At 73.6% G+C, this 24,743-nt stretch carries 19 protein-coding genes; 9 read left to right on the forward strand and 10 right to left on the reverse strand.

Features of this window, described 5'->3' with window-relative positions:
• Nucleotides 1–30 precede the first annotated feature (30 nt).
• From IG62_RS0104320 to IG62_RS0104330, 3 genes are all read left to right on the forward strand, one after another.
• On the forward strand, nucleotides 31–1,011 hold the full coding sequence (locus IG62_RS0104320) for a LysR family transcriptional regulator (RefSeq protein WP_078871809.1): 981 nt from the start codon (nucleotides 31–33) through the stop codon (nucleotides 1,009–1,011).
• Nucleotides 1,008–1,880 (forward strand): serine hydrolase, encoded by an 873-nt coding sequence (locus IG62_RS0104325; protein ID WP_420711044.1) that lies wholly within the window; start codon nucleotides 1,008–1,010, stop codon nucleotides 1,878–1,880. The genes IG62_RS0104320 and IG62_RS0104325 overlap by 4 nt, the downstream gene beginning before the upstream one ends.
• Before the next feature lie 182 nt (nucleotides 1,881–2,062).
• Nucleotides 2,063–3,277, forward strand: coding sequence for a beta-ketoacyl-[acyl-carrier-protein] synthase family protein (locus tag IG62_RS0104330; RefSeq protein ID WP_030797769.1), 1,215 nt, complete (start codon nucleotides 2,063–2,065; stop codon nucleotides 3,275–3,277).
• Nucleotides 3,278–3,328: 51 nt separating this feature from the next.
• Here the strand turns inward: IG62_RS0104330 and IG62_RS0104335 are convergent, their stop codons facing one another.
• The 3 genes from IG62_RS0104335 to IG62_RS0104345 form a co-directional block, all read right to left on the reverse strand.
• On the reverse strand, nucleotides 3,329–4,411 hold the full coding sequence (locus IG62_RS0104335) for a PP2C family protein-serine/threonine phosphatase (protein WP_030797771.1): 1,083 nt from the start codon (nucleotides 4,409–4,411) through the stop codon (nucleotides 3,329–3,331).
• A gap of 120 nt (nucleotides 4,412–4,531) precedes the next feature.
• Complete coding sequence (locus IG62_RS0104340) at nucleotides 4,532–4,729, reverse strand: hypothetical protein (RefSeq protein ID WP_030797773.1); 198 nt, start codon at nucleotides 4,727–4,729, stop codon at nucleotides 4,532–4,534.
• Between the two features lie 106 nt (nucleotides 4,730–4,835).
• Complete coding sequence (locus IG62_RS0104345) at nucleotides 4,836–7,631, reverse strand: LuxR C-terminal-related transcriptional regulator (protein ID WP_051797573.1); 2,796 nt, start codon at nucleotides 7,629–7,631, stop codon at nucleotides 4,836–4,838.
• 292 nt (nucleotides 7,632–7,923) lie between these two features.
• Between IG62_RS0104345 and IG62_RS0104350 the strand changes: the two genes are divergently transcribed.
• Complete coding sequence (locus IG62_RS0104350; RefSeq protein ID WP_030797779.1) at nucleotides 7,924–9,522, forward strand: MFS transporter; 1,599 nt, start codon at nucleotides 7,924–7,926, stop codon at nucleotides 9,520–9,522.
• On the opposite strand, the gene IG62_RS0104355 is transcribed toward IG62_RS0104350, so the two are convergent.
• Complete coding sequence (locus tag IG62_RS0104355) at nucleotides 9,508–10,830, reverse strand: diacylglycerol/lipid kinase family protein (protein WP_030797781.1); 1,323 nt, start codon at nucleotides 10,828–10,830, stop codon at nucleotides 9,508–9,510. The genes IG62_RS0104350 and IG62_RS0104355 overlap by 15 nt on opposite strands.
• Before the next feature lie 324 nt (nucleotides 10,831–11,154).
• Here IG62_RS0104355 and IG62_RS43055 point away from each other — a divergent pair, with 324 nt between their 5' ends.
• Both IG62_RS43055 and IG62_RS0104365 read left to right on the forward strand, forming a co-directional pair.
• Nucleotides 11,155–12,147 carry a hypothetical protein gene (locus IG62_RS43055; RefSeq protein WP_051797575.1) on the forward strand — a complete coding sequence of 331 codons (993 nt, stop codon included), beginning with the start codon at nucleotides 11,155–11,157 and terminating at the stop codon, nucleotides 12,145–12,147.
• Complete coding sequence (locus tag IG62_RS0104365) at nucleotides 12,144–13,544, forward strand: DUF2252 domain-containing protein (protein ID WP_030797785.1); 1,401 nt, start codon at nucleotides 12,144–12,146, stop codon at nucleotides 13,542–13,544. The genes IG62_RS43055 and IG62_RS0104365 overlap by 4 nt, the downstream gene beginning before the upstream one ends.
• A gap of 27 nt (nucleotides 13,545–13,571) precedes the next feature.
• Here the strand turns inward: IG62_RS0104365 and IG62_RS0104370 are convergent, their stop codons facing one another.
• Nucleotides 13,572–14,882, reverse strand: a complete 1,311-nt coding sequence (locus tag IG62_RS0104370) for a cation:proton antiporter (RefSeq protein WP_051797577.1) — start codon at nucleotides 14,880–14,882, stop codon at nucleotides 13,572–13,574.
• A 354-nt stretch (nucleotides 14,883–15,236) separates the two neighbouring features.
• Between IG62_RS0104370 and IG62_RS0104375 the strand changes: the two genes are divergently transcribed.
• Both IG62_RS0104375 and IG62_RS0104380 read left to right on the forward strand, forming a co-directional pair.
• The gene (locus IG62_RS0104375; RefSeq protein WP_063755328.1) at nucleotides 15,237–16,742 is read left to right on the forward strand and encodes a hypothetical protein; all 1,506 of its coding nucleotides are present in this window, start codon (nucleotides 15,237–15,239) and stop codon (nucleotides 16,740–16,742) included.
• An 83-nt stretch (nucleotides 16,743–16,825) separates the two neighbouring features.
• On the forward strand, nucleotides 16,826–17,227 hold the full coding sequence (locus tag IG62_RS0104380; protein WP_030797792.1) for an SHOCT domain-containing protein: 402 nt from the start codon (nucleotides 16,826–16,828) through the stop codon (nucleotides 17,225–17,227).
• A gap of 25 nt (nucleotides 17,228–17,252) precedes the next feature.
• On the opposite strand, the gene IG62_RS0104385 is transcribed toward IG62_RS0104380, so the two are convergent.
• The 4 genes from IG62_RS0104385 to IG62_RS0104400 form a co-directional block, all read right to left on the reverse strand.
• Nucleotides 17,253–18,125 (reverse strand): DUF4231 domain-containing protein, encoded by an 873-nt coding sequence (locus IG62_RS0104385; protein WP_030797794.1) that lies wholly within the window; start codon nucleotides 18,123–18,125, stop codon nucleotides 17,253–17,255.
• A gap of 583 nt (nucleotides 18,126–18,708) precedes the next feature.
• A complete protein-coding gene (locus IG62_RS0104390; protein ID WP_030797795.1) occupies nucleotides 18,709–19,320 on the reverse strand; it encodes a hypothetical protein in 612 nt (203 codons plus the stop codon).
• A 64-nt stretch (nucleotides 19,321–19,384) separates the two neighbouring features.
• On the reverse strand, nucleotides 19,385–19,849 hold the full coding sequence (locus IG62_RS0104395; RefSeq protein ID WP_030797797.1) for an SRPBCC family protein: 465 nt from the start codon (nucleotides 19,847–19,849) through the stop codon (nucleotides 19,385–19,387).
• Nucleotides 19,830–20,732, reverse strand: coding sequence for an RNA polymerase sigma-70 factor (locus IG62_RS0104400; RefSeq protein WP_030797799.1), 903 nt, complete (start codon nucleotides 20,730–20,732; stop codon nucleotides 19,830–19,832). Before IG62_RS0104400 ends, IG62_RS0104395 begins: the two co-directional genes overlap by 20 nt.
• 232 nt (nucleotides 20,733–20,964) lie before the next feature.
• Between IG62_RS0104400 and IG62_RS0104405 the strand changes: the two genes are divergently transcribed.
• Nucleotides 20,965–21,702 (forward strand): DUF6333 family protein, encoded by a 738-nt coding sequence (locus IG62_RS0104405; protein WP_030797801.1) that lies wholly within the window; start codon nucleotides 20,965–20,967, stop codon nucleotides 21,700–21,702.
• Nucleotides 21,703–21,812: 110 nt separating this feature from the next.
• On the opposite strand, the gene IG62_RS0104410 is transcribed toward IG62_RS0104405, so the two are convergent.
• Complete coding sequence (locus IG62_RS0104410; RefSeq protein ID WP_030797803.1) at nucleotides 21,813–24,719, reverse strand: BTAD domain-containing putative transcriptional regulator; 2,907 nt, start codon at nucleotides 24,717–24,719, stop codon at nucleotides 21,813–21,815.
• Between the last annotated feature and the right edge of the window lie 24 nt (nucleotides 24,720–24,743).

The following is a 24,743-nucleotide window of genomic DNA, read 5'->3' on the forward strand; positions in this document are numbered from 1 at the left end:
ATCGATCAATTGCCGATATGATCGCTGGCCATGGACCTGGTTCGGCATCTGGAGTGCTTCGTGGCTGTTGCAGAACAGTCACACTTCGGCCGTGCCGCGGCCCGACTCGGCATCGCCCAGCCGCCGCTGTCGCAGCGCATCCAGCGGCTGGAGCGGGAGCTGGGGGTCCGGCTGTTCGAACGCACCAGCCGGCAGGTGACGATCACCGAAGCCGGCACGCTGCTGCTGGCGGAGGCGCGTGAACTCCTCGCCCGCTCCGAGGCGTTCATGGCCACCGCCCGCCGCATCCGGGACGGCGAGACCGGTCTGCTGCGCGCCGCCCTGCTGCCCGACCTCGCCGGCGAGACCGTCGCCGCGGTCCTGGCGGACTTCCCCCGGCGCCATGCCGGCCTGGAACTGGAGCTGCACGAGCTGTCCACCGCTCAGCAACTCGCCCGGTTCGCCTCGCAGGACCTGGACGTCGGCGTCATCCACCATCCCTGCGACGTCACCGGTCTGGAGCTGGGCCCGGTCCTGCGCCGCGAGTTGGGGGTGCTGCTGCCGCACGGCGCCGCCGCGGCCGCGCTCGACGAGGTGCCGCTCGCCTCGCTCACCGGCTACGACCTGATCCTCTTCCCCCGCACCAGCGCCCCGGCGCTGTACGACGACCTGCTGACCACGTGCGCCCGCAACGGCTTCACCCCCGCCGCCGTCCGGCACGGCCAGGGCGCGAGTTTCGTCCGCGGGCTGGTCCTGTCCGCCGGGGCGGTGGCCTTCGGTCCGTACGACACCCAGCCCGCGGACGTCCGCGACCCGGGCGCGGACACCGGGCCGGGTGTCGTGTGGCGTCCGCTCGCCGGTGCCCCGCTGGCCTGGCGGCACTCCGTGGCCTGGCCGAAGGGCCGGGGCGACGCCGCCGTCGGCGCGTTCGCGGACGCGGCCACGCAGGCGCTGCGCACCACCGCCGGCGCGCGGGCCGAGGTGCCCTCGCAACCGCTGCACCTTCGCCCGGCATCGGAGTACTGGCTGTGACCGACACCCCCGCCCGCATCCGGGCGGCCTTCGCCGAAGCCGGCGTCACCGGCTGGCTGCACGCCCTCGACATCGACTCCGGCGCGCAGCTCGACGCCGGTGCGGACCAGCCGGTCTGCACCGCCAGCGTCCACAAACTCTGTCTGCTCGTCACCCTGCACCAGTTGGCCGCTGCGGGCGCCCTGGACCTCGGCGAACACATCGAGTGCCCGTCGGCCGGCCGCACGCCGGGCCCCACCGGACTGGCCGCGATGCTCGACCCCGTCCGGATGTCCGTGCGCGATGTCGCGTACCTGATGATGGCGGTGAGCGACAACGCCGCCGCCGACCTCCTGCTGGGGCGCGTCGGCCTCGACGCCGTCAACCGCACCACGCGGCGCCTCGGCCTCACCGGCACCCACGCCGTCCACACCTTCGGTGAACTCTTCGCCACCATACGGGCGGACGCCGGCCCCGGCGGCGCCCGGGCGCTGACCGACCCGCACGTCATCACCCGACTCCGGGCCCTCGACCCGGCGCGCACCAACCACAGCACCCCGCGCGACATGACCCGCCTGCTCGGCGCCGTCTGGCGCGACGAGGCCTGCACCCCCGAGCACGGGGCCGCCATCCGTCGCATCCTCGGCCTGCAGGTCTGGCCGCACCGGATGGCCTCCGGCTTCCCCTTCGACGACGTGCACGTGGCGGGCAAGACCGGCAGTCTGCCGACCGTGCGCAATGAGGTCGGCGTCGTCGAGTACCCCGACGGTGGCCGCTACGCCGTCGCCGTCTTCACCCGCACCGCCCACACCGCCGCCACCCTGCCCGCGGCCGACGCCGTCATCGGCACGGCCGCCCGCATCGCCGTCGATGCCTTGCGGGCGCCGTAGCCGGCCTTCCCTCCACCGCCTTTTCGCCACGGCATTTGTCTGGACCTGCCTTGTGAGGTTTCCACAGCTCCGGGGTCGTCGAATCGGTCCACTTGCCGATCTTTTCGCTGGTGAATCGCTGGCATGATCGGAGCGGGTCATTGCAGACCTTGTCAGTTTCCTATGCCTTTGGAGGAGCAGGGATGGCCGCGACGGATCAGGTGCTGGTGACCGGTGTCGGTGCGATGACGCCCTTGGGTGGTGACGCGCCGTCGACCTGGTCGAGCCTGCTGGCGGGGAAGTCCGGGGTGCGGGCCCTGAACGAGGAGTGGGCCGCGGACCTCCCGGTCCACATCGCCGCCAGGCTTTCCGACGACCCGGCGGCCGCGCTGCCCCGGGCGGAGGCGCGGAAGCTGGACCGCGTGGAGCAGATCGCCCTGGTCAGCTCGCGTGAAGCCTGGCAGGACGCCGGCGCCCCGGACGTCGACCCGGTACGGCTCGCCGTCGTCATCGGCACCGGGACCGGCGGCATGCTGACCACTCTCGGCCAGGACGACCTCTTCGAGAAGTCCGGCGCCCGCCGGCTCTCGCCGTTCGCCGTCCCCATGCTCATGCCCAACGGCCCCGCCGCCTGGGTGAGCATGGACCTCGGCGCCAAGGGCGGCGCCCGCACCCCGGTCAGCGCCTGTGCATCGGGCGCCGAAGCACTGGCCATGGCGCTGGACCTGATACGTGCCGACCGGGCGGACGTGGTGGTCGCCGGCGGGGTGGAGGCATGCCTGCACCCCTTCCCCCTCGCCGCCTTCGCCCAGATGAAGGCCCTCTCCCCGGAGCACGAGCACCCCGAGTCCGTCTCCCGGCCCTTCGACGAGGCCCGCAGCGGCTTCGTCATGGGCGAGGGCGGATGCGTGATGGTGCTGGAGCGCGCCGAGTTCGCCCGCGCCCGGCGGGCCCGCACCTACGGCACGCTGGCCGGGGCCGGCATCGGTTCGAGCGCGGACCACATCACGGCCTCCAACACGGAGGGCCAGGTCCACGCCATCGGCGCCGCGCTACGGGACGCCGGGGTGAGCCCCCGGGACATCGGCCATGTGCATGCGCACGCCACCTCCACCGAGTCCGGCGATCTGGCCGAGGCACGGGCCATCGGCCTCGCCGTCGGGGACCACGCCCCGGTCACCGCGACCAAGTCGATGACCGGTCATATGCTCGGCGCCTCGGGCGCGGTGGGCGCCCTGTCGGCGCTGCTCACCCTCCGGGACGGCATCGCACCCGCCGTACGCAACCTCGAACGGCTCGATCCCCGCGTGGAGTTGGACGTGGTGCGGGGCGAGAACCGCACCGGCCGGTGGCACGCCGCGCTCGCCAACTCCTTCGGCTTCGGCGGTCACAACGTCAGTCTCGTGTTCACCGGCTGATCCACCGGTCGATTCACCGGCGAATTCCCCCAGTGCCGCCCCCGGCCGGGATCACGGGGTGTGGGGAGGGCGGCCGCGCCGGGTGACCACCAGGATGGCCATATCGTCCGCGCGCTCGCCCTCGGTCCAGCGCCCGACGTCCTCCGTCAGGGCCTCCACCAGCTCCTCCGGGTCGTCGAACCGCCGGTGCAGACGCTCCGAGGAGACCGGGTCGTAGAACGTCCCGCGCCCGTCCCGCGCCTCGGTGACCCCGTCGGTCACCAGCAGCAGCGAGGCCCCCGGGGGCAGCCGCACCACATCGACCGGCACGGAGCCGGCCGGAGCGAGCTCCCCCAGGCCCACCCCGAGGGGCAGTTGCGGGGCGGCCGGGTCGAGCCGCACGATCCGACCGCCGTGCAGCAGGTACGGCGGTGGATGCCCGCGGTTCACCAGGTTCAGCGTCTCACCGTCGGCGGAGACCTCGGCCAGCACAGCCGTGGTGAAGCCCTCCGTCGAGATGACCGGGCCGCTCCGGGCCGCCTCCCTGGCCAGCGCCTCGTCCATCCGCTGCGACAGCAGGGCCAGGGTGGGGGCGTACTCGGCCTCCTGACGGAACGCCCCGATCGCGACGGACACCGCGGCGACGGCCGCGATCCCCTTGCCCCGCACGTCCCCGATGATCATCCGCACCCCGAACGGCGTCTCCTGCACCGCGAAGAGATCGCCACCGATCCGCGCCTCGGCCTGCGCCGCCGTGTACCCCGCGGCCACGGCCACCGGGCCGACCTCCCGCGGCGGGTCCGGGAGCACCGCCCGCTGGGCCGCCTCCGCGACGTCCCTGGCCCGCGCCAGATCGAGCCCCTGCCGCACGATGAGCCGGTTGACCACGAGGGCCAGCACACCGACCAGGCCGACCACCGCCAGATCGACCAGCAACGGCGTCGCCGGACGTTCCCGTTCCACGTCCACCGCCACCGAGACCACGCAGGTGACGCACACGACGGCGAACGCGGAGCGGAAGGACAGCGTGGCGCCCGCGATGAGCGGGGCGGCGGCCAGCAGCGGAAGCCCCGTGTACGGCTCGGGCGCCAAGAGATCCAGCAGCACGCCGGCCACCAGGACCAGCGCCGCGAGCATCCACGGCACCTTCGTCAGGGTGGGTTGCAGGACGTTCACCGCGTCTCTCCTGCTGCCGGGCCGCGCTCGCGAACCGGAGGGTACCGGCCCGCTGCCCCGGGGGTGGACGGGCAGGGCCCTCCTCCCGGGCAGGCTCCCTCATTCCGGCAGACGGCGCATCTCCTCGACCCGTAGGCCGAGGTCCTGGAAGCGGGCGAGGAGCCCGTACAGGTGGGCCTCGTCCGAGACCGTGCCGAAGAACAGCGTCTCCCGGCGGGCCGGTTCCGTCCGCAGTTCGGGGAACGCCTCGGACAGGAGACGCGAAACATCGCCGGTCACGCGGAATTCGTAGCGCATGGTCGTATGGCTCCCCACCGCTGGGGCACGTTCAGCAGCAGCGTGCGGCCGGCAGCGGCCGATGCCACCACCCGGAACAGGTGGGACCCGGCGGACGGTCCCGGCGTCACAGCACGTGCAGTTCCCTGGCCCGTTCCACCGCGTCCCGGCGCCGGGAGACGCCCAGCTTGCGGTAGACGCTGCGCAGGTGGGTCTTGACGGTGTTGACGGAGAGGGTGAGTTCGGCGGCGATCTCGTCGACGGTCATCATCCTCTGCACACACCCGAGCACCTCGCGTTCCCGGCCGCTGAGGGGAGTCACCGGGCAGGGGAGGGCCGCGCCTCCCCGTGCGGTGAGCCAGGCGCCCCGGGCCGGTGCGGCGGCGGTGCCGTCGATGCCGCCCAGCAGATGGCGCAGCCAGGGACCGGCGTCGGTGAAGGGCCGGCGCAGCCGCTCGGGCCGGGCGGCGTCCAGCGCGTCGACGAGCAGACGCTGAGCGGTCGTCCGGTCGTCCGCCAATACGGCGGCATGGGCGCGGACGAGCTGGGCGGCCACCCGGTCCGGCAGGCTCAACCGGGGGGAGCCGCACGCACGGTCCAGCAGCCGCCGGGCGCGGTCCGGGCGACCGGCGACGAGGTGGGCGCCGGCCAGGGCGATGAGGGGGGCCGGCCCGTCGGCGGGGACGTCGTGCACGGCGGCGATGGCGGCCCGGTGGTCCCCGCGGGCCAGTGCCACGACCGCGCGGGTGAGGGCGAGCCGCTGGGCGGGCCACCGCTCGCCGGCGGCCCCCGGACCGGGGAGCGCGCCGAGGGCCGCCTCCCAGCGCCCGCGGGACAGTTCCAGGCGGGCCCGCAGCACGGCTGCCTCGGCGGCCAGGACCGGGTCGTCGGGCACGTCGGGGCAGGCCAGGGCCTGTTCGAGGCGGCGGTGGGCGGCCTCGCGGTCCTCGCGTTCGTCCCGTTCGACCACGACCACGGCCAGGGCGAGGTAGCCGGCCCCTGAACACTGGTCCGGGCCGACGCCTTGACCCTCGGTGAGGGCCAGGGCCCGCAGTGCATGGTCTTCCGCGGACGTCAGGGCGCCCTCGGCGCTCTCGGCCAGCGCGAGCAGGCCCAGCGCCCGGTGGCGCAGCGGCAGGGTCGCGTCGGTCGTGCAGGCGTCGACGGCCTCGGCGCCGAGGTGGCGGGCCTCGCCGAGACGACCGGCACCGAGGAACGCCCGGGCGAGCCCGTGCAGCCGTAGCGCCTCGATTTCGGGATGCACCCGCACCAGCCCGGCCGGTAGCTGCCGCTGCAGGTCCGAGACGGCCCGGGCGGCTTCCTCGGCCGCCCTGAGCCGCCGGCCGTCTCCGCCGTCGCCGTCCCCACCCACGTCGCCGTCACCGCGTCCGCCACGGTGTGGGCCGTGCGCACCGACCCCGTCGTGCTCGCCCCGCTCGCCGTCCCCCGGCCCGCACAGCAGCCGGAGGAGGGCGTGGGTGAGCGCGACCTCCGGGTGCGGCTGCGGGTCCGTCCCGCGCGGGTGCGGCCCGGCCGGGCGCCGCTCGTCCCTCGCCCGTTCGGCCGCGGCGAGGTGCGTACGGCAGCCGGCGCGGTCCTGTCGCGCCAGCCGGCACGCGGCGGCCACCAGGGCCGGTTCGGCTCCCGGCACGGAGGACGGCATACCGGCGAAGGCGCCCGCCACACGCTCGGCCTCCGGCGTGGCGAGCAGGGACCCGACCAGCAGCTGACGGAGGGCGAGCCAGGTGGCGTACTGCCAGTCCCCGGCCTGCGCGGCGTGCTCCAGCGCCTCCGTGACACAGCCCGCCCCGGCGAGCCAGCGGGCGGCACGGGCATGGAGGCGGGGAGCGAGACCGGGGTGCCGGATCCGCAGCTGGGTGCGGAGCACCTCCGCGAACAGGGGGTGGACCCGGCACCAGGTGGTGCCGGGCACGGGCTCGACGAAGGCGTTCTCGCGCGTGAGCCGGGCCAGGATCGCCTCCGCGTCACCCCCACCGCCGAGGGCGTTCGCCAGGTCCGGGTGGAGGCGGTCGAGCACACTGGTGCGCAGCAGCAGTTCCGTGGTGGCGGCGGACTGGGCGTCGAGCACCTCCGCGAGCAGATAGCCGGAGACGACCTGCTCGGAGCTGACCAACGACCGGACGAAGGCAGCCGGATCGTCGGTCCGGCCCATGGCCAGGGCGCACAACCGCAACCCGGCGGCCCATCCCTCGGTGCGCCGGGTGAGGGCCTGTACGACGTCCTCCGGTGGTCGCAGATCGTGCCGGCGCAGCAGCACGGCCACCTCGTGCGGGGTGAAGGCCAGGTCGGCGCCCCGGATCTCCGTGAGCCGGTCCTCGGCCCGGTAGCGGTGGAGCGGCAGCAAGGGATCGACACGGCTGGTGATGACCAGTCGCCACAGCGGCCCGGCGTGTTCGAGGAGGAACTCCAGACCGGCCGGGACGCGCCGGCCCGCCACCTTCTCGAAACCGTCGAGGACGAGGACCACGGGCGCGGGCAGCCGCTCCGTCGCGGCGGCGAGCCGGGTCAGCAGAGAGGTGCCGGCGTCGCCGGGGGCGGACGGCATCCCGATGCCGTCGGGCAGCCGGGGGAGGGCCCGCCGCAGGGCCTCCACGACGTAGCTCCAGAAGACGCCCGGCGTGCGGTCGTACATATCGAGCGTCAGCCAGGCAACCGGCCCGGGGGGCCCGCCGCTCCGCGCCCAGGCGGCGGCGAGCGTCGTCTTTCCGGTGCCGGCCGGGCCGGTGATCAGGGTCAGCGGCCCGGCCGCGCCCGCGCTCAGCCCGTCGAGCAGCCGGTGCCGGGCGACGTGGGCCCGCGGGGCGGCGGGCACCGTCAGCTTGGCGTCGAGCAGGGGATCACCGGACCAGGGCAGCGTCGTCCGCGCTCCGGTGTCCGGGAGCGCGTGTCCGGTCGAAGCCATCCGATCACCACCGTGCGACGGGCCGCGGCCCCGCCTCGGCACCCGTGCACCACACCGGGCCCGGCTGCCTCGGCGAACGCGGCCCCGTCAGGTCACTGCCGCCCGTCCTGTCCCCGCACGTCCATCTTCGCCACCGCCGGCCGGTGATCGCACGACGGCTGGGCGGCGGCCCTGGCCGGGCGGGTGACACGCCCCGTGGCGAGCCGACCGTCGGGCACCGGGCGGCCCTAGGGTGCGATCAGGAGTCGCTCGCCCCTCATCGGGGAGCACCGGAACGTGGAGAGGTGCAGGCGTGCAGCGATGGCGGGCTCTGATCGTGCTCGGGACGGCGCAGTTCCTGATGGTGCTGGACACCTCGGTGATGAACGTCTCCATCAGCACGCTGGTCGAGGACTTCGACACCGAGGTCACCGCGATCCAGGCCGTCATCACGCTCTATACGCTGGTCATGGCCGCCTTCATGATCACAGGTGGGAAGCTCGGCGACGCGTTCGGGCGCCGCCGGACCTTCACCGTGGGCCTGATCGTCTACGCGGTCGGCTCCGCCCTCACCTCGGTGGCGCCATCGCTGTGGGTGCTGGCCCTGGGCTGGTCCGTGATCGAGGGACTCGGTGCCACGCTCGTTCTCCCGGCCCTCGCGGCGCTCGTCGCCGGCGCGTACCGGGGCCGGGACCGGTCGGTCGCCTACGGCGTCATCGGCGGCCTGGCCGGAGCCGGCATCGCGGTGGGGCCGCTGCTCGGCGGATGGGTGACGACGTATCTGACCTGGCGGCTGGTGTTCGCCGGTGAGGTCGTGCTGGTCGTCGCCATGCTGTGCGTGATCCGGTGGATCCCGGACGCCCCGCCGGGGCCACGCACCAAGCTGGACGCAGGGGGCGTCGCGCTGTCCGCGGCCGGGCTCGCCCTCGTCGTCCTGGGCGTGCTGCAGAGCAGCTCCTGGGGATGGCTGAAACCGCGCAACCCGCCCTTCCTGCTGTTGGGCTTCGCCCCGACCCTGTTCGTCATCGCCGCCGGAGCCGTCGTGCTGTGGCTGTTCTGCTGCTGGGAGCGGCGACAGCAGGAGCGCGGGCGGAACCCGCTGGTCCGGCTGTCCCTCTTCGGCGTCCCCCCGCTGCGCTCCGGCCTGACCATGCTGCTCTGCCAGAACCTCGTCCTGCTCGGGCTGTTCTTCGTCATCCCGCTGTACCTCCAGGTCGTCCAGGGCCTCAACGCCTTCGAGACCGGAGTCCGCCTGCTGCCGGTGTCGGTCGCCATGCTGCTGTCCGCCATGAGCGGCCCGCTCCTCGGCCGGATCGCGGCACCGCGCACGGTGGTGCGATGCGGCCTCCTCGTGCTCGTCGTGGCGGCCGGGTGGCTCATCGCGACGATCGAGCCCCGGATCGACAACCTCTCCTTCGGCCTGGCGATGGCCGTCCTCGGGCTGGGCATGGGACTGCTCGCTTCCCAACTCGGCAACATCGTGCAGTCCAGCGTCGGGGAGACCGAACGCAGCGAAGCGGGCGGCCTGCAGTACACCGCGCAGAACCTCGGATCGTCCCTCGGCACCGCGCTCATCGGATCCCTGCTGATCGGCGCCCTGGTCAGTGCCTTCACCACGCAGATCGAAAAAGACCCGAAGATCTCCGACGCGTCACGCCACCAGGCAGGCATCGCCATGGAGGCCGGCGTCAGCTTCGTGAGCACGGCCCAGGTGCGCGCGGCGGCGGAACGCGCCGGGCTGCCGCCGTCCGAGACCGATGCGCTGGTCGACTCCTATGCCACGGCGCAGCTGAACAGCCTGAAGGCCGCCGTCCTGGCAGCCGCGGCCATCCCGCTCGCCGCCTTCCCGTTCACCCGCCGGCTGCCGGCCGAGCGACCGGCCAAGGAGGCCGCCCGCTCAGCCGGTGGCTGACCCACGTCCGGCAGGAAGGGCGAGGGTGCCCAGCCGCCGCCAGCCCAGCCGCGGCCGGGCCGGCGGTACGCCCGGACGGTGCCGGGGCACCCGGACCCGGAGGGCGGCCGGCTCCGAGACACAGCGCACGGGGGTGGGGAGCGCCAGCGACTCGCCGTCGACCCCGGCCCTCACCTCCGGCCGGTCGGCGTCGATCACGAGCGCCTCGGCGGTCAGCGAGACAAGCCCTTGCCCGTGCCGGCCGCGCAGCAGACCGGCCGCCTGGACCGCACTGTCGACCGTCACGCTCAGCATGCCCAGCACACCCCCGTCGAGCCGGTCGCGACGGCCCAGCCCCGCGCGATCACCGACCCGGTACGGGTTGTTGCTGACCAGCACGGCCTGGGGGCCGTCGACACGGACGTCCCCGGCGCTGACCGACAGCCGCGGCCCGTGCTGGTGGGTCAGCACATCGGGCAGCAGCCGCAGGAGCGTGCCGACCTTGTCGTCGCGGTACGCCGGGCTCTGCACGACCTCCGCGTACGCACCGAAGGACGCGTTGTTGACGAAGGCCCGTCCCCCGACCCACCCGAGGTCCACCCGAACCTCCACCCCGTCGGTCAGCGCCGCGAGACTCTGCGCCGGGTCGTCCCGGTCGAGCCCCAGATCCAGCGCGAAGTGGTTGCGCGTCCCCGCCGGGATCACCACGAACGGCACGTCGTGCTCCGCCGCCACCAGCGCCTGCGTCCCGTCACCGCCCGCCACACCGAGCAGGTCGGCACCACGGGCGAGGGCCTCGCGGGCGAGCCCGGCCACATCATCGTGGCGGGCGGCGTCGAGCAGCAGCACCTCCGCGCCCAGCGCCTCCGCCTTCTCCCGCAACCCGAACCGCCCCACCTTGCCACCACCGGAGCGCGGATTCATCAGGAGGCAGGCACGCTCGGGCGGGGGGACCGGACGACCGGGGGACGCCCGCGCGACGGCATCCGCCCGCAGTGCGGCCCAGCCCGCTGCGGCGGCCAGCACCCACAGCCCCAACGAGACCAGCACGAGCCAGAGCAGACGCGCCGCCACATACGACACGAGCACCGCCACCGGCGCCAGCAGGGCCAGGACCAGCGCCACACCGCGCGCCACACCCCGGCGGGACAGTGCCCACCAGCCGGCCGCCGCCGAAACCGCCAGCCCCGCCATCCCCATGGCGACCAGCACCAGGCTCCGCAGCCCCGCCACGGACAGCAGGAGCACCGTCGCGCCGACGCCCGCCACGATCGCCAGCCGCGCGCTCCAACGCTGTCCCGCCCGCCCGGGCGTGACGACACCTCTCATGGCCTCTCCTGGGCTCGTGGCATCTTCCGGGCCACTCGTGGATCTTCCGGGCTCGCGGCCCGCGGTGTGCACAGCCGCTCCCGGGCCGGTGTCCGTAACCCCATGGTGGCGGCCCGGGGGACCCGTCACCGTCACCCACAACGGGTGAGGCAGGCCGGGCGGGCGGCCCGCAGAGTGGCAGTGCCGCCGGGTGCAGGCCGGGCCGTACCAGTGGTGGCGGACCGCACCAGCCGTCCCCCGCCGGGGCACCACCACATCCCGGACCACCACCACGGCCGAGGAGGGGGCCCGGCGCCACGCAGACAGCGGAGGAACTGGAGCCGGATGAACGGCGGCAGACGGACCACCGACGGGTCGCGGCCGACCCGGCCGGACGACTCGACGACGGTGCAGGCCCAGGCACTGTTGCCGATGATCTGGGCCGATCCCCAGCACATGCCCGAGCAACTGGCCTTCTTCGCGGTGCGGCGGTTCGGCCAGCGGGCCGCGGCCGCCACGGAGCGGCGCAAGCAGCACAAGCCGGAGGCCGGGGACGCCGAGCTCGCCGGGGACACCATCGCCCACGGAACGCGGCTGACGATCGCCGACGGCGCCGCGCTCGGCGGGCCGTTCGTAGTCCTCATGCCGGCCAGTTTCGTGGCGGCCCTGCTCGCCCAGGCCCAGATGATCCTCGAACTGGCCGCGCTCGCCGGCCAGGACCCCCGCAGCGAACGACGCGTGGCGGACCTGCTGGTCCTGCAGGACGTGTACCCGTCGACCGAGGCCGCCGAAGCCGCCCTGCCCGGGGTGCCGCGCCACCCGCAGGGCGGCCGGGGCCGGCTCCCCCGCCGGACGCGGTGGTCACTGCTCGTCAGGATGGCGGCGATCCTCGGCATCACCGGGGGCGGCGAGAAGCCGGGCAAACTCCAGCGGGTGATGTCGACGGCCCTGATCGCGGCGCTCTTCCTCGTGGGCATGGTGCTGCCGTTGATCTGGGTGCCGGCACTCGCGTGGTTCTACCGGCAGAACAGCCTGCGGCTCGGCGTGAAAGCCGTGCAGTACTACACCCCGGGGGCCACCGGGGACCGGGTCCGGCGCCGGCGCGGGACCACCCGCGTGCCCCGGGCGGCCGGCATCGCCGCCATCCTGCGCTTCCTGGCCCTCACCGTGGTGCCCTTCCTCGCGGCAGCCGCGGTCGTGCTGGCCGGCGTACGGGTCGTCGGCGGTTTCTGGGGGACCGCCCTCCTCGTCCTCGTCGCGGTGTCCTTCCTGGCGGCGGGCGCCTGGTTCGTACGGCACCGGTCACGGCCGGCCGACGGAGGGAGGGACGGGCCGTGAGGACGGACGCATCCCTCCCGGCACCGGCCGAACGTGCCCGGCGCGGCAAGGCGGTGCGCGCACGCCTGCCGCGCTCGTCCCACGCCGAGTTCGAGCCCGCGCCGGACCGCCCCGACCCGGTCGGGATCCTCGACCGGCAGAGCGCCGGACGCGTGCCGGACCTCGTGCCCCTCCGCTACGGGCGGATGCTGGAGTCGCCGTTCGCCTTCTACCGCGGCGCCGCGGCCCTCATGGCCGCGGACCTCGGCACCCGCCCGTGCACCGGGATCGAGACCCAGCTGTGCGGTGACGCCCACCTGCTGAACTTCGGGCTCTACGCCTCGCCCGAGCGCCGGCTGGTCTTCGACGTCAACGACTTCGACGAGACCCTGCCCGGCCCGTGGGAGTGGGACGTCAAACGCCTGGCCGCCAGCATGGCGATCGCGGGGCGCGCAGGCGGCTTCGCGGCCGAACAGCGCCGGGACGTCGTGCGTGCGACCGTCCGCTCCTACCGGCAGGCGATGCGCGGCTTCGCCGGTATGCGCAACCTCGACGTGTGGTACGCCCGGTCCGGCACCGATGACCTGCGCGTGCTGTTCGCCGACCGGCTCGGCAAGCGAGGACGCCGCCGGCTCACCCGGACGCTGGAGACCGCGCGCAGCCGGGACCACCTGCAGTCCTTCGAGCGGCTCACCGAGGTCGTCGACGGCACCCGGCGGATAGCCGCCGACCCACCCCTGATCGTCCCGCTGGGCGACCTGATGACCGGCACCGACCGGGCCGCACTCGAAGGACACCTCCGCCTCCTCGTCGAACGCTACGGCCAGAGCCTCCCCGCCGACCGCCGGCACCTCCTCCGGCAGTTCCGGATGGTCGACGCGGCCCGCAAGGTCGTGGGTGTCGGCAGTGTGGGCACCCGCTGCTGGATCGTGCTGCTGCTCGGCAGGGACGCCGACGACCCCCTGTTCCTGCAGGCCAAGGAGGCCGGCCCGTCGGTCCTGGCGCCCTACACGGACCCGACGGCGTACCCCAACGAAGGCCAACGCGTGGTGCACGGCCAGCAGTTGATGCAGGCCGTCAGCGACATCTTCCTCGGCTGGGAACGCGTCACCGGCATCGACGGGCGTCAACGCGACTTCTACGTACGCCAGTTGCGCGACTGGAAGGGCAGCGCCCACACCGAGCGGATGCCGCCCGGCCGGATGCGGCTCTACGGCGAGTTGTGCGGCGCGACACTGGCCCGCGCCCATGCCCGGTCCGGCGACCGGATCGCGATCGCGGCCTACCTGGGCGGCAAGGACGTCTTCGACCGGGCCCTGGCCGAGTTCGCCGAAACCTACGCCGACCACAACGAGCGCGACTTCCGGGCACTCGCCGAGGCCGTGCACCGCGGCGAGGTCACCGCCCGACGGGACTGACCGCCGGGGCCCGCTGGCGCGCCGTGGTCACTCGCTCTTCCACTCGGGCGGCCGGCGCTCGTCGGGCAGCCGGTCCGTCACGCCCTCGCGGAGCGACGGCCGGCGGGCCGCGGCTCCCTCGTACCACCGCCCGTACCGGTCCGCCAGGACGACGGACGAGAGCCCGTGCAGCAGGATGCTGAGCCCGACGGTGAGGGCGACCACGGTGCCCGTCGGCAGGGCCCCGGGTGCCGCTTCGGTCGCCACGAGCAGACCGAGGACGAGGGACGGCAGACCGCGGGAACCGAACCAGGCGGTGTAGAGCACGGTGGGCGCACGCAGCCCGCTGCCCGCGAACGCGACGGCGGTGGGCAGCAGCCGGACGACGGTCAGGCTCAACACCGCGTAACCGACGGCCTGCCAGGTCAGACGCGTGAGCGCGGGGCCGAGCAGCACCGCGCCGAAGATCAGGAAGCTCAGCGCGGCCAGCAGCGCGGCCAGATGCTCGACCGCCTCGAGGGTGTCGTCCTCGCCGTCCCGATCGGTGCCGGGCCGGGCCGCCGGGCGCTGGGCCACCGAGAAGACGAAGCCCGCCACCCAGGCCGCGACGAAGGGACTGCCCTCCGTGACCGCCGCGAGCGCGCCCGCTCCGGCGGCGAGGGCCAGCGGAAGGATGCGTCGCCAGTCATGGGCGATCCGGTCCGCGGCACGCGACCGGCGCAGCAGCAACCCACCGGCGCCACCGACCGCCAGTCCCAGCGCGGGGCTGAGCAGAAGCACCCGCTGGAGAGTCCCCACCACGCCCTGGTGAGCGGCGGCCGTGCCGGGCAGCCCGGCGAGGAGGACGGCGAAGAGCGGCAGGACCAGGCACTCGTTCAGGCCGCACTCGGCGTTGAGCCCGTGTCGCACGACCGCGGGGATGCGCGGGGCGAACACCGCGCTCTTGCTCACGGACGCGTCGGTGGGCGCGAGGATCACGGCGACCAGCACCAGTTCCCAGCCGCTCAGCCCCGGCAGCAGTGGCCACGCCAGCAGGGCGCCGCCCGCGATCGTCAACGGCAGTCCGACGGCGAGCAGACGGGCGGGGAAGAACCAGCCGCTGCGGAACTCCTCGGAACGCACGGTGGCGGCGTCGGAGAACAGGACCAGCGCCAGGGCCGCCTCGACGAGGGTGAGCACCGGCCCGGTGTCGTGCTCCAGATCGAGCAGCCCGAGACCTACCGGACCGATGAGCACGCCGGCCGCGGTGAACACCATCGGGGCCGATACGGAGCGTGCGGCCAGTCGCCGGGAGACCAGGGCGTATCCGCCGGTGACGGCGGCCACCGCAGCGATGGCCCACCCGCCGTTTCCGCTCACCTGTGCTCCTTCGGCTGGGCGCGGCGGGTGCCGGGCCTCGGGCACCGCGGGCTCCGGCCCGCCTGTTCGCCCGGGGGTTGCGCGGTCGCACGGAGCGTAACGCCGGCAGCCCGCGCCGTGCCGCAGCACGGGCGGCGTCCGGCCGCCGGGTCCCCTGAGTGGAGGCGGCTGCCGCCCCGCCGGCATCCCGCAGGCGGCGCGCCAAGGCCACCCGCAACGGGTGATGGCCGCCCCTCCCGGACGCGGCAGCCTACGAGGGATTCCGCCGGCCCGTGAGCCGAGCCGCGGGCCGCGCCCGGGCGGGAGACCCGCGCGGGCGCCTCAGGGCAAGGGCCGGCCAGGGAGGAGCCGCGCATGTCCACGTCCGCCACCCCCGGCCCGGACGGCCCCGACCGCCCGAACGGTCCCAACGGTCCCAACGGTCCCAACGGCCCGGACGGCCCGGACGGCCCGGACGAAGGCCGCGAGCGCTGTCGCCCGAAGGACCCTCGCCCGGAGGACCGCCGCCCCCTCAGCCCCGCCGAGCGCCACGAGTACGAGCGGCTCCGGCGCGCGTCCCGCGTACAACACCGGAAGCTGCGCACCGCCTGCGCGGCCGTCCTGCTCGTCCTGGCCTTCCTGCTGGCCCCGCTCGGAGCCGTAGCCGCCTGGGCGCAGTCCCAGGTCTCCGACGCCCACCGTTACGTGCAGACCGTCGCCCCGCTGGCCCGCGAGCCGGCGATCCAGAACGCGGTGACCACGAGGCTGACCAACGACGTGGTCAAGGAGCTCGACGTCAAACGGGTCACCGACGCCCTCGCCAAGTCGCTCGCCCAGCGCAACGCGCCGCCCGTGGTGGTCAACCAGACCAGGCGACTGGGCGGCCCGCTGGAGAACGCGGTGACCGACGTGGTCCACAAAGTGGTGTACAAGGTGGTCACCAGCGAGGAGTTCGCGAAGGTCTGGGACGCCGCCAACCTGCGCGCCCATGCGGCCGTGGTCAAGGTCCTCACGGGCGAGGGCAACAGCGCGATCCAGGCCCGCGGCGACACCGTCGTCCTGAACATCGGGACCCTCGTGGACAAGGTCCAGCAACGGCTCATCGACCACGGCTTCGAGAAGGCGAAGTACATCCCCGACGTCGACCGGCAGGTCGTCCTGTTGAAGACGGACAAGCTCCAGCAGGCGCAGAACGCCATGATGGTGCTCGACATCGTCGGTGTCTGGCTGCCCGTGACGGTTCTGGTGCTGGTCGTGGTGGCGGTGTGGACGGCACCGGCCCACCGGGCCACGCTGCTGACCGCGGGCGTCGGGCTCGCCGTGATGATGCTCCTGCTCCTGGTCGGGCTCGCGTTCGCGCGCCGCCAGTACCTGGATTCGGTGCCCCCGAGCACCCAGACCCAGCAGGCCGCGGCAGCCGTCTTCGACACGCTGGTGCGCTTCCTGCGGAACAGCACCTGGACGGTGTTCGTCGTCGCCGTGATCACCGCGATCGCCGCCTACCTCTACGGACCCGGCCGCCCTGCCCGCGCGGTACGCTCCGGCACCGCCCGAACCACGGGCGCGGCCGGCGGACGGCTCACCCGCATCGGCGTGCGCACCGGGGGAGTGGGCCGGTGGCTGGATGCCCACCGGGCCTGGACGACCGGGCTCGTCATCGCGCTCGGTGCGCTGGTCCTGGTGCTGTGGAACTACCCGACACCGGCCTCGGTCGCCCTCGTCCTCGGCATCGTCCTCGTCGTGCTGGTGCTGCTGGGCGTGCTCGCCGCGACCGGTGCTCCGCCGTCCACCGCCCCACCGACGCCCGCGCCGACCGGCACCCCACCCGGCCCTGGCCCCCGTGCGGACGATTCCCCGCCCGGCCCGCCTGTTCGCCCGTAGCGGGTGATGCCGTCGGCAGCCGGCGCGCGCGACGGTGGGGACGTACCACTGGTGATTGATCGGCTGGTGATCAGGAGAGAGCGATGGAGTACTTGGCGTACGACTATCCGGTCCTCGGTGCCTTCTGGACCGTGATGTGGATCTTCCTGTGGATATGGTGGCTGGTCCTGCTGTTCCGCATCATCGTCGACATCTTCCGCGACCGGAAGATGAACGGCTGGGCGAAGGCCGGCTGGCTCATCTTCGTGATGGTCATCCCGTTCCTCGGCGTGCTGGTCTACGTGATCGCGCGCGGCCGTGACATGGGTGAACGCGAGATCCACCACGCGCGGGCACAGCAGGAGGCCATGAACGCCTACATCCGGGACGTGGCGGGAGGCCCCGCCGAAGACGTGGACAGGCTGGCCAAACTCTCCGAGCTCAAGAGCAGGGGCGACATCACCGAGGCGGAATTCCAACGGGCGAAGGAAAAGATCCTGCACTAGCGGGCCGCCGCCGTGGCCGCCGGACCTACCCCGCGCCGCGGGACGCCCGCCACATGGTGTGCTCCCGGCTGATGGCCTCCTCCGCGTCGGCCACCTCCTGCGCCCACCGTGACTCGTCGTGCACCGCGGTCAACCGCTGGTGCACGATGCTCAGTTCGGTCGCCGCGAAGGTGTAGGCCCGGCCGAGCGACTCGTACTGCCGGACCGCGAACCACGCGGCCCCGGCGCCCAGCACCGCCGCCAGTACGCCGGGCAGGTCGAAAGGGATGATCTCCAGGAGGCGCAGTACGGCGGCGAGTACCCCCAGCCCCTCGATGGTGATCAGGCCGATCCGCCAGCGGCGGGCGAGGGTGGTGTTCATGGTGGCCTTGGTCCCGTACCACTGTTGTTGATCGGCGATGCGTCCGGTGAGGTAGGCCTGTTTGCGGTCCGCGAACGGGCCCCGGCGCAGCTCGGCCATGACCTCGGTGGCGGCCATCGAACCGACCGGGACGATGCTGTCGCTGGGCGCCTCCCGCAGCAGCAGTGCCAGGCGTTGGTGAAACCTGCGCTCCGCGGTGTCCGCGGGCAGGTCGGCGGGGAAGGGATCGCCGGCCACCGCGTACCGCCAGGACAGCGTCTTCGCCGACTCGGCCAGGGCACGCCCGTCGTACCAGGCGCGCTCCGGCCGCTCGGTCAGCATCCAGACCTCTACGTAAACGGTCGCCAGGAATGCCAGGAGCACCATCGCCACCGCCGCGACCGCGTTCGACACCGCGCAGCCCGCGGCGGCGATGGCCAGCAGCAGCCGCCACTTCGTGCCGGTCATGTAACGCCGCTGCCCCGACAGGGAAGCGGCGTCGGCCGACCGGAACACCGCCGGGAAGTCCTCGTCCCCGAGTGTGCGCACCTCGCCCATCCGCAGCCCGCCCCCCGCCCCAGCAGAATGAGTCCGACTTACCAGAGGAAGGTGAAGTCTAGAGGCGATCGGAGGCGCCCGGGCAGGAACGCGGATCGTGGCCCGCGGTGGCTGCAACTCACTCCCCCGGAGGGGACGTTGCCGAACCACCCATCCGCCCCAATGGCCCCTACGGCACCAGCCGAAGGGGCCATCGCGTCAGCGGGTTCGTCGGCGCGTCAGTGGGTTTGCACCCACCACACCACGAAACTGATGGCCGCGGTACCGCACGCATAGGACGCGCCGCGCAGGAAACTGGTGGCGACGAGCCTGCGGTAACGGCGCCATCGGCCCAACCGCCGGGGTGCCGGCGGCCGTGCGTCCGTAGACTGCATGGGGATCCCCTCTCTCGAAGCTGAGTGATGACGGTGATTCCAGGCAGGGAGCCCTCCTCAGCCGGAGGTTGGTCGCCGGACGGCTGAGCGGGCTCCCTCGCACGGAAGACAGCTTACGAGGTTGTGCGTTTGTGAAAGCGAGGGGGGTCCCATGGCGCCGGCCCCCGCCGCGCGCCGGTGCCGGGGGGCCTTGTGCGTCAGCGCGTTCGTCAGTGCGCGAAGGGCGGTTCGAAGCAACCCGACTCCAGGTACGGCCCGTTGACCTGCACCTGGTAGTTGGTCTTCTGCACGAACGCGGTGACGCAGGCGTCGTTGTGGACGCGGAGGCCGATACGGGCGCCTTCGTGCGTGACGTAATGGTCGCTCTCGAAGCGGGGTTCCATGCCCCGCACGTCGAGCTTCCCGCCGAGCTGCTCGCCCTTGGGGCCGGTCCGCTGCTCCTCGTACCCGAGCGCGAGCATCGCCGAGCGGACGCTCTTCGGGTCCCACTTCCCCTGCTTCCAGAGGTGTTTGAGGACCGGCTCGATGCGGTGGGCCTCCCGCTGCGCGTCCTTCTCGCTGGCCGGGGACATCTCGCGGGGTTGCCGGCCGGCGTTGTTCTCGTTGTAGTGCGGGGCCCCGTCGTGGGCCCCTGGCTCCACGTAGGGGGAGGCGCCGGGCCCGGACGGGGTGGGGCGGGAGCTGGGACTCGCACCGGCGGACGTGCTCGGCGCACCGGCCGCGACACGCTGCTGACCACAGGCCGTCAGGGGTATCGCGGCGCCCAGGAGGAGGAGCGCGGCGGCGAGACGTCTTCGCCGTTGCGGCGTGGAGAGGGACATGCGAGCACTCTGCCACGACCGCCGACATTGCGGCGGTCGTGGCCTCGGTCCCGGTCCCACGGGGTCATACCTGGCGGCGTTGGGGCCGTTGGGTCAGTGCGGTGTTGGCGGCGTTGAGGATGTTGCCGAAGGTGCGGCTGAGGATCGGTCGTAGGAGGAGCCCGGTGAGCGGACGGCCGAGCAACGGGAGGCGGATCTCGGCGCGGGTGGTCCAGCGCACCTCGGTACCGCCGTCGACCTCGGCGAACGTCATGCGGCCGAGTTCGTGCCTGGATGGCGGCAGGCTGCGTTCGACGACGTACTCGGTGGCGTACGGCGGGTCGTAGTGCGTGATGCGCTCCCGGAACCAGCCCACCAACCACAGATGACTGCGCACCGCGCCGACCCCGTAGGGCGCGCCCTCGCCGTGCCGGGTCAGCCGGCAACGCACCACCAAGGGCGAGCTCGTGTAATGGGTGGTCGTGGTGAGCCAGGCGAAGACCTCGTCGATCGGGGCGTCGATGACGCGTTCAACGGTCACGGTTTCCACGGCTGGGTACTCCTCTGTCGAGTGGGCACACCGCATCCGCGCGGTGCAGCTTGTCCGGGTTGCGCATGCCGTAGAGGCCGGTGATCCGTCCGTCCTGGATCTCGAACGCGACCAGCCAGTCGAGTGCGTCTCCGGTGACGAACCGGGCCGCGGGCATGCCGTTGTACGTGGCGGGCTCGGCGCGGGACGTGGCGGCGCTGGTGCGGACCACGCCGAGGACGAACCGGGCGACGTCGGCGGGGCCGACGATCGGGCGGCGGGCGGCGGCCACCTTCCCGCCACCATCGGAGAGCACCACGACATCGGGTGCCAACAGGTCCATCAGCACCTGGACCTCGCCGGTCGTCGCGGCGAGCAGGAACCGCTGGGCGATCTCCTGGCCGGTGACGGAATCGGGTGCGAAGCGGCGGCGCCGTGCGTGGACGTGTCCGCGTGCGCGGTGGGCGATCTGCCGGACGGTGACCTCGGTCTTGCCGATCGAGGCGGCGATCTCGCCGTGGGTGTAGCCGAACACGTCGTGCAGCACGAACACCGCGCGCTCGGTCGGGTTCAGCGTCTCCAGGACGAGCATCATGGCCATCGACACCGACTCGGCCAGGATCGCGTCGTCGCTCACCTCCGGTGCGGTGCGGATGGGCTCGGGCAGCCAGGTGCCGACGTACTCCTCCCGCCGCGCCTTGACCGCGCGCACGTGGTTCAGGGCCTGCCGGGTCACCGTACGGACCAGATAGGCGCGCGGATGCTCGACCCCGGCCGGATCGACCGTGCGCCACCGCAGATAGCTCTCCTGCAGCACGTCCTCGGCGTCGGCCGCGCTGCCCAGCATCTCGTAGGCGATGGTGAACAGCAGCGGACGGTGTTGGGTGAAGGCGTCCTCAGTCATGGCCCGCCCCCACCCCGCGTACGCGTCGGCCCCCCGGCAGCACGCCCGGCATCACCCTGCTCCTCTCGTCGGCTGCCCATCGAGACACTCCGCACCGGCAAACCGTGACAGCCCCCTGCTGTGATTCGCTTCACAGCACACGGAGTCCATGCCGCCCCCATCCCTCAGCACTCCCCGCACCTGAACTCCCCACCCGAAAGCCGTAGTTCACCGAAAAGCTAAGGTGACACCCATGACGGACCCCGTACTCCCCGAATCCTCCTTCTGGGACGTCCCGCCGGACACGGACGTCGTCCGGTACGGCGCATACGGTCTGACCCTCGTCCGGCCCGGAACCCGCACGGACCCGGCCGGCCTTCCGGCGCACGACCCGGCAGCGGCCCGCCGGTTCGCCTCATCCTTCGGCACCATCGACACGGTCCTCGAAGACCTCGGCACCGTTTCCGCGACGGCTGACACCTCCGCCGGGATCCGCGCGGACCTGGAACTCGTACGGGTCGGATGCTGGGGCGGCGTCACCGAGATCACCGACCCCGGACTCGTGCACTGCAACGGCATCTACCCGGTCGAGGAGGAAGCGGAATCCCTCGCCGAGCGCTTCCCCGACGCCGTGATCGTCGCCTCGTGCACCATCGACTACCCCATGACCTACGGCGCCTGGAAGATCATCCACCCCGACGGGCCCCGGCTGTTCGCCGCCGGCTGGTACGGAGAAGACGTGGACCACTGGGACCTCGCAGGCTCACCGGCCGACGTGGCCGCCGCCTTCGGCATCACCGCACCAGACCTGACCGACGCGGGCATCGACCTGCACGCCGCCGCCAACGTCTTCTCCTGGGGCAGCCTGTGCCGCCTCGCCCTCAAAAAGGTCGCACCCCTCGACCACACCGGCCGCACCGAGTCCCTCTTCCGCGTGCGGCACACCGAAGACGCCACCGGGAACATGGAAGAGATCTGGCTCGAAGCGTAACGCCGGGGAAAGGGAGGCCACCTACATCAGTCGCCCGACGTGCGGCAGGACTCCTTGAGCTCGTCGATCTCGGCGTCGGACATCTCGTCCGGATTCACCCGGAGTCCCGTTCACCCGGAGTCCCGTCGCATCTCTTCTCCGCCCACCACCTCGACCAACGCCTCGGGCAGTCCCAGGAAGCGCAGCGCGTCGGGCAGGGTCGCTCCGGGGACGGCGGCGGACCGGGCGGCCTGTTGGTAGTGGGCCCGGGCCGCGGCCCGGTCGCCGCGGGACTCTGCTGCGCGGCCGAGTCCGGCCAGTGCACGGACCCGGTGGCCGAGCCCCTTGATCCAATGCGGGTCGAGCCGCGCCAGGGCCTGTGCGTACAGCTCCTCCGCCGCGGCCGGATCCCCCGCCAGGAGGGCGAGGTCGCCGCATGCGCGCCGGGTGGCCGCCGTCGCCGAGGCGCTGCCGGCCCGTCGGGCGAACTCGGCGGCCTGGGCGTAATCGGCGCGAGCCGCCGCCGGGTCGGCGTCAATGCGGTGGTCGCCCCGGTTGACCAGCAGGTCAGCACAGTCTTCCCAGGCGCCCAACTGCTCGGCGAGGGCGAGGGCTTCTTGGGTGAGCGCGAGCGCCTCCTCGCGGGCGCCGCGCGCGGCCGCGAGACCGGCCAACGCGTCCAGTGCCAGCGCGGCACCCCACCGCTCGCCCAGCGCGCGGAATCCCGCCACCGCGGTACGGAGCGCCGGATCGGCCTTCTCCCCCTGCCCGTTGCCGAGGAAGCCGAAGGCGCGGACGTAGTGCGCGACCGCGCGCACCCACGGCTCGGGGCGGTCACATTGGGCGGAGACGAGGGCGAGGGCCGCGGGCCCGTCGCCGTCACCGGCGTTGTGCATCATCCAGAGCAGCAGAGCGGCCGGGTAGCGACCCGCCTCGGGGCCCGACCACGCCGCTGCCAGGGCCCGTTCGGCCGCGATCCGGTGACGGCGCCACACCTCGCGGCCCGCCGGGCCGGACGCCGCGAGCAGCACACAGATCGCGTACGCCTCGCCGTGCCCGGCCGGTGGGGCGTCGCCCACGGTGTCGAGCAGTGCGACCGCCGGTGGCGCCAGCGCGCCGGAGACACCTCGGATCCACCCGTACGTCGAGGCCGAGGCGAGCAGCTCAGCGGCGGTCCCGGCCTCCCCGGCCGCCACCGCCCACTGCACGGCCGCGAGCAGATCGGAGTGCTCGGCCGCGAGGACCGCCAGCCACCGGAGCTGCTCATGCCGGCGCAGCCACGGCTCGGCGTCGCGGGCCAGCTTCAGCAGCGTCCGGGCGTGCGCCCGCCGCACCGCCGCCGTTTCGCCCGCGGCGTCCAGCCGTTCGGCGGCGTAGGCACGGATCGTCGCCAGCATGCGGTACCGGCCGCCCGCCCACTCCAGCAGCGACTTGTCGGCCAACGACTCCAGCGTCTCCTCGTCGGTGTCACACACCCGCAGCGCGGACTCGACGCTCGCCCCCTCGGCGAACACCGCGAAGCGCCGCGCGGCCCGCATCTCCGGCTCGGACAGCAGGTCCCAGCTCCAGGCGATCACCGAGCGCAACGTCCGGTGCCGCTCGTCCACCGTCCGGGTGCCGCGCGCGGCCACGGCGAGCCGATCGGTCAGCCGCGCCGCCAGCTCGTCGAGGCTGACCGTACGCAGCCGGGCCGCCGCGAGCTCGATGGCCAGCGGCAGGTTGTCCAGCGCCAGGCACACGCGCCGTACGGCCTGCGGGTCGGGCACGAACCCGCGTCGCACCGCGCGCGCCCGGGCGGTGAACAGCTCCACGGCCGCGCCGTCGTCGAGCGGCCGTACGGGATGGAGGTGCTCACCGATGACGCCCAGCGCCTCCCGGCTGGTCGCCAGCACCTTCAGCCGAGGAGACGCCGCCAGCAGGCGCGCCGCCAACGCGGCGACCTCCTCGACCAGATGCTCGCAGTTGTCCAGAACGAGAAGGAGAGCCCGCCCTGACAGCGCCGCGACCAGACGCTCCAGCGGATCCCGGTCACCGGCCGCCACATGCAGTCCCCGCTCCCGCAGGCCGAGGGCGCGCAGCAGCGCCGGCGGTACGAGCGCGCCGTCGCGCACCGCGCCCAGCTCCACGAAGCAGACCTGCCCGGTCTCCGTCGCGCAGACCTCCACCGCCAGCCGGGTCTTGCCGACGCCACCCGGCCCGGACAGTTTCACCAGCCGTGCCTCGCCGAGGAGTTCGGCGATCGCGGCCACCTCGCCGGCCCGGCCGACGAAGGCCGTCAGCGGGGCGGGCGGTGCGGCGAGGGAGGGGGACGGGTCGGCACTGAGCAGTTCGTGGTGCAGTCCGACGAGTTCCGCCGACGGATCGGCGCCCAGCTCATCGGCGAGGTGCCGCCTGGTCTCCTCGAACAACACCAGCGCCTCGGCCTGCCCGCCGTCGGCGAACAGCGCCCGCATCAGCAGCCCGGCCAGCCGTTCCCGGAGCGGATGACGGTCGTGGAGTTCACGCAACTCCGGTACGACAGCGCGGTGTTCGCCCAGTCGCAGCGCGGCCTCGATCCGGTCCTCGTGCGCGGAGAGCCTGAGCTCCTCCAGCCGTGCGGCGGCGGCCCGGGCCGGCTCGCTGTCGGCGGCGTCGGCGAGCGCCGGCCCCCGCCACAGCTCCAACGCCGCACCCAGCAGGGAGGCCGCCCGCTCTGCCTCGCCCTCCCGTAGAGCCGTCCGGCCCTGCTCCGCCAGCCGTTCGAACCGCCCGGCGTCGACGTCGTCGGCGGGGACGACGAGCCGGTAGCCCGCTCCGGTCCGCTCGATCGCCGCCGCCTCGCCCAGGGCCGAGCGCAGCCGGGAGATCTGGGACTGCAGCGCGTGCGGCGACGGGGTGCCCTGCGGCCCGGTGCCGTCGGCCAGCCGGTCGGCCGGGACGACCTCCCCGGGGCGGACGAGCAGCAGGGTGAGCAGTGCGCGCCGCGCGGGTCCGCCCAGGGAGACCTCCGCCCCGTCGTCGCCCCACATCAGCGTCCCGCCGAGGATTCCGAAGCGCATGTGGGTGATTATCCACAGCGCCTG

This window comes from Streptomyces sp. NRRL S-337, from assembly GCF_000720175.1.
GTDB lineage: Bacteria > Actinomycetota > Actinomycetes > Streptomycetales > Streptomycetaceae > Streptomyces > Streptomyces siderophoricus.

What these genes read in the sequence shown, in the direction of transcription:
- IG62_RS0104320 (WP_078871809.1), top strand. Translation starts at nt 31, where the DNA reads ATGGACCTGGTTCGGCATCTGGAGTGCTTCGTGGCTGTTGCAGAACAG.
- IG62_RS0104330 (WP_030797769.1), top strand. Translation starts at nt 2,063, where the DNA reads ATGGCCGCGACGGATCAGGTGCTGGTGACCGGTGTCGGTGCGATGACG.
- IG62_RS0104340 (WP_030797773.1), bottom strand. Translation starts at nt 4,729, where the DNA reads ATGCGCTACGAATTCCGCGTGACCGGCGATGTTTCGCGTCTCCTGTCC.
- IG62_RS0104345 (WP_051797573.1), bottom strand. Translation starts at nt 7,631, where the DNA reads ATGGCTTCGACCGGACACGCGCTCCCGGACACCGGAGCGCGGACGACG.
- IG62_RS0104355 (WP_030797781.1), bottom strand. Translation starts at nt 10,830, where the DNA reads ATGAGAGGTGTCGTCACGCCCGGGCGGGCGGGACAGCGTTGGAGCGCG.
- IG62_RS43055 (WP_051797575.1), top strand. Translation starts at nt 11,155, where the DNA reads ATGAACGGCGGCAGACGGACCACCGACGGGTCGCGGCCGACCCGGCCG.
- IG62_RS0104375 (WP_063755328.1), top strand. Translation starts at nt 15,237, where the DNA reads ATGTCCACGTCCGCCACCCCCGGCCCGGACGGCCCCGACCGCCCGAAC.
- IG62_RS0104380 (WP_030797792.1), top strand. Translation starts at nt 16,826, where the DNA reads ATGGAGTACTTGGCGTACGACTATCCGGTCCTCGGTGCCTTCTGGACC.
- IG62_RS0104385 (WP_030797794.1), bottom strand. Translation starts at nt 18,125, where the DNA reads ATGGGCGAGGTGCGCACACTCGGGGACGAGGACTTCCCGGCGGTGTTC.
- IG62_RS0104390 (WP_030797795.1), bottom strand. Translation starts at nt 19,320, where the DNA reads ATGTCCCTCTCCACGCCGCAACGGCGAAGACGTCTCGCCGCCGCGCTC.
- IG62_RS0104400 (WP_030797799.1), bottom strand. Translation starts at nt 20,732, where the DNA reads ATGACTGAGGACGCCTTCACCCAACACCGTCCGCTGCTGTTCACCATC.
- IG62_RS0104405 (WP_030797801.1), top strand. Translation starts at nt 20,965, where the DNA reads ATGACGGACCCCGTACTCCCCGAATCCTCCTTCTGGGACGTCCCGCCG.
- IG62_RS0104410 (WP_030797803.1), bottom strand. Translation starts at nt 24,719, where the DNA reads ATGCGCTTCGGAATCCTCGGCGGGACGCTGATGTGGGGCGACGACGGG.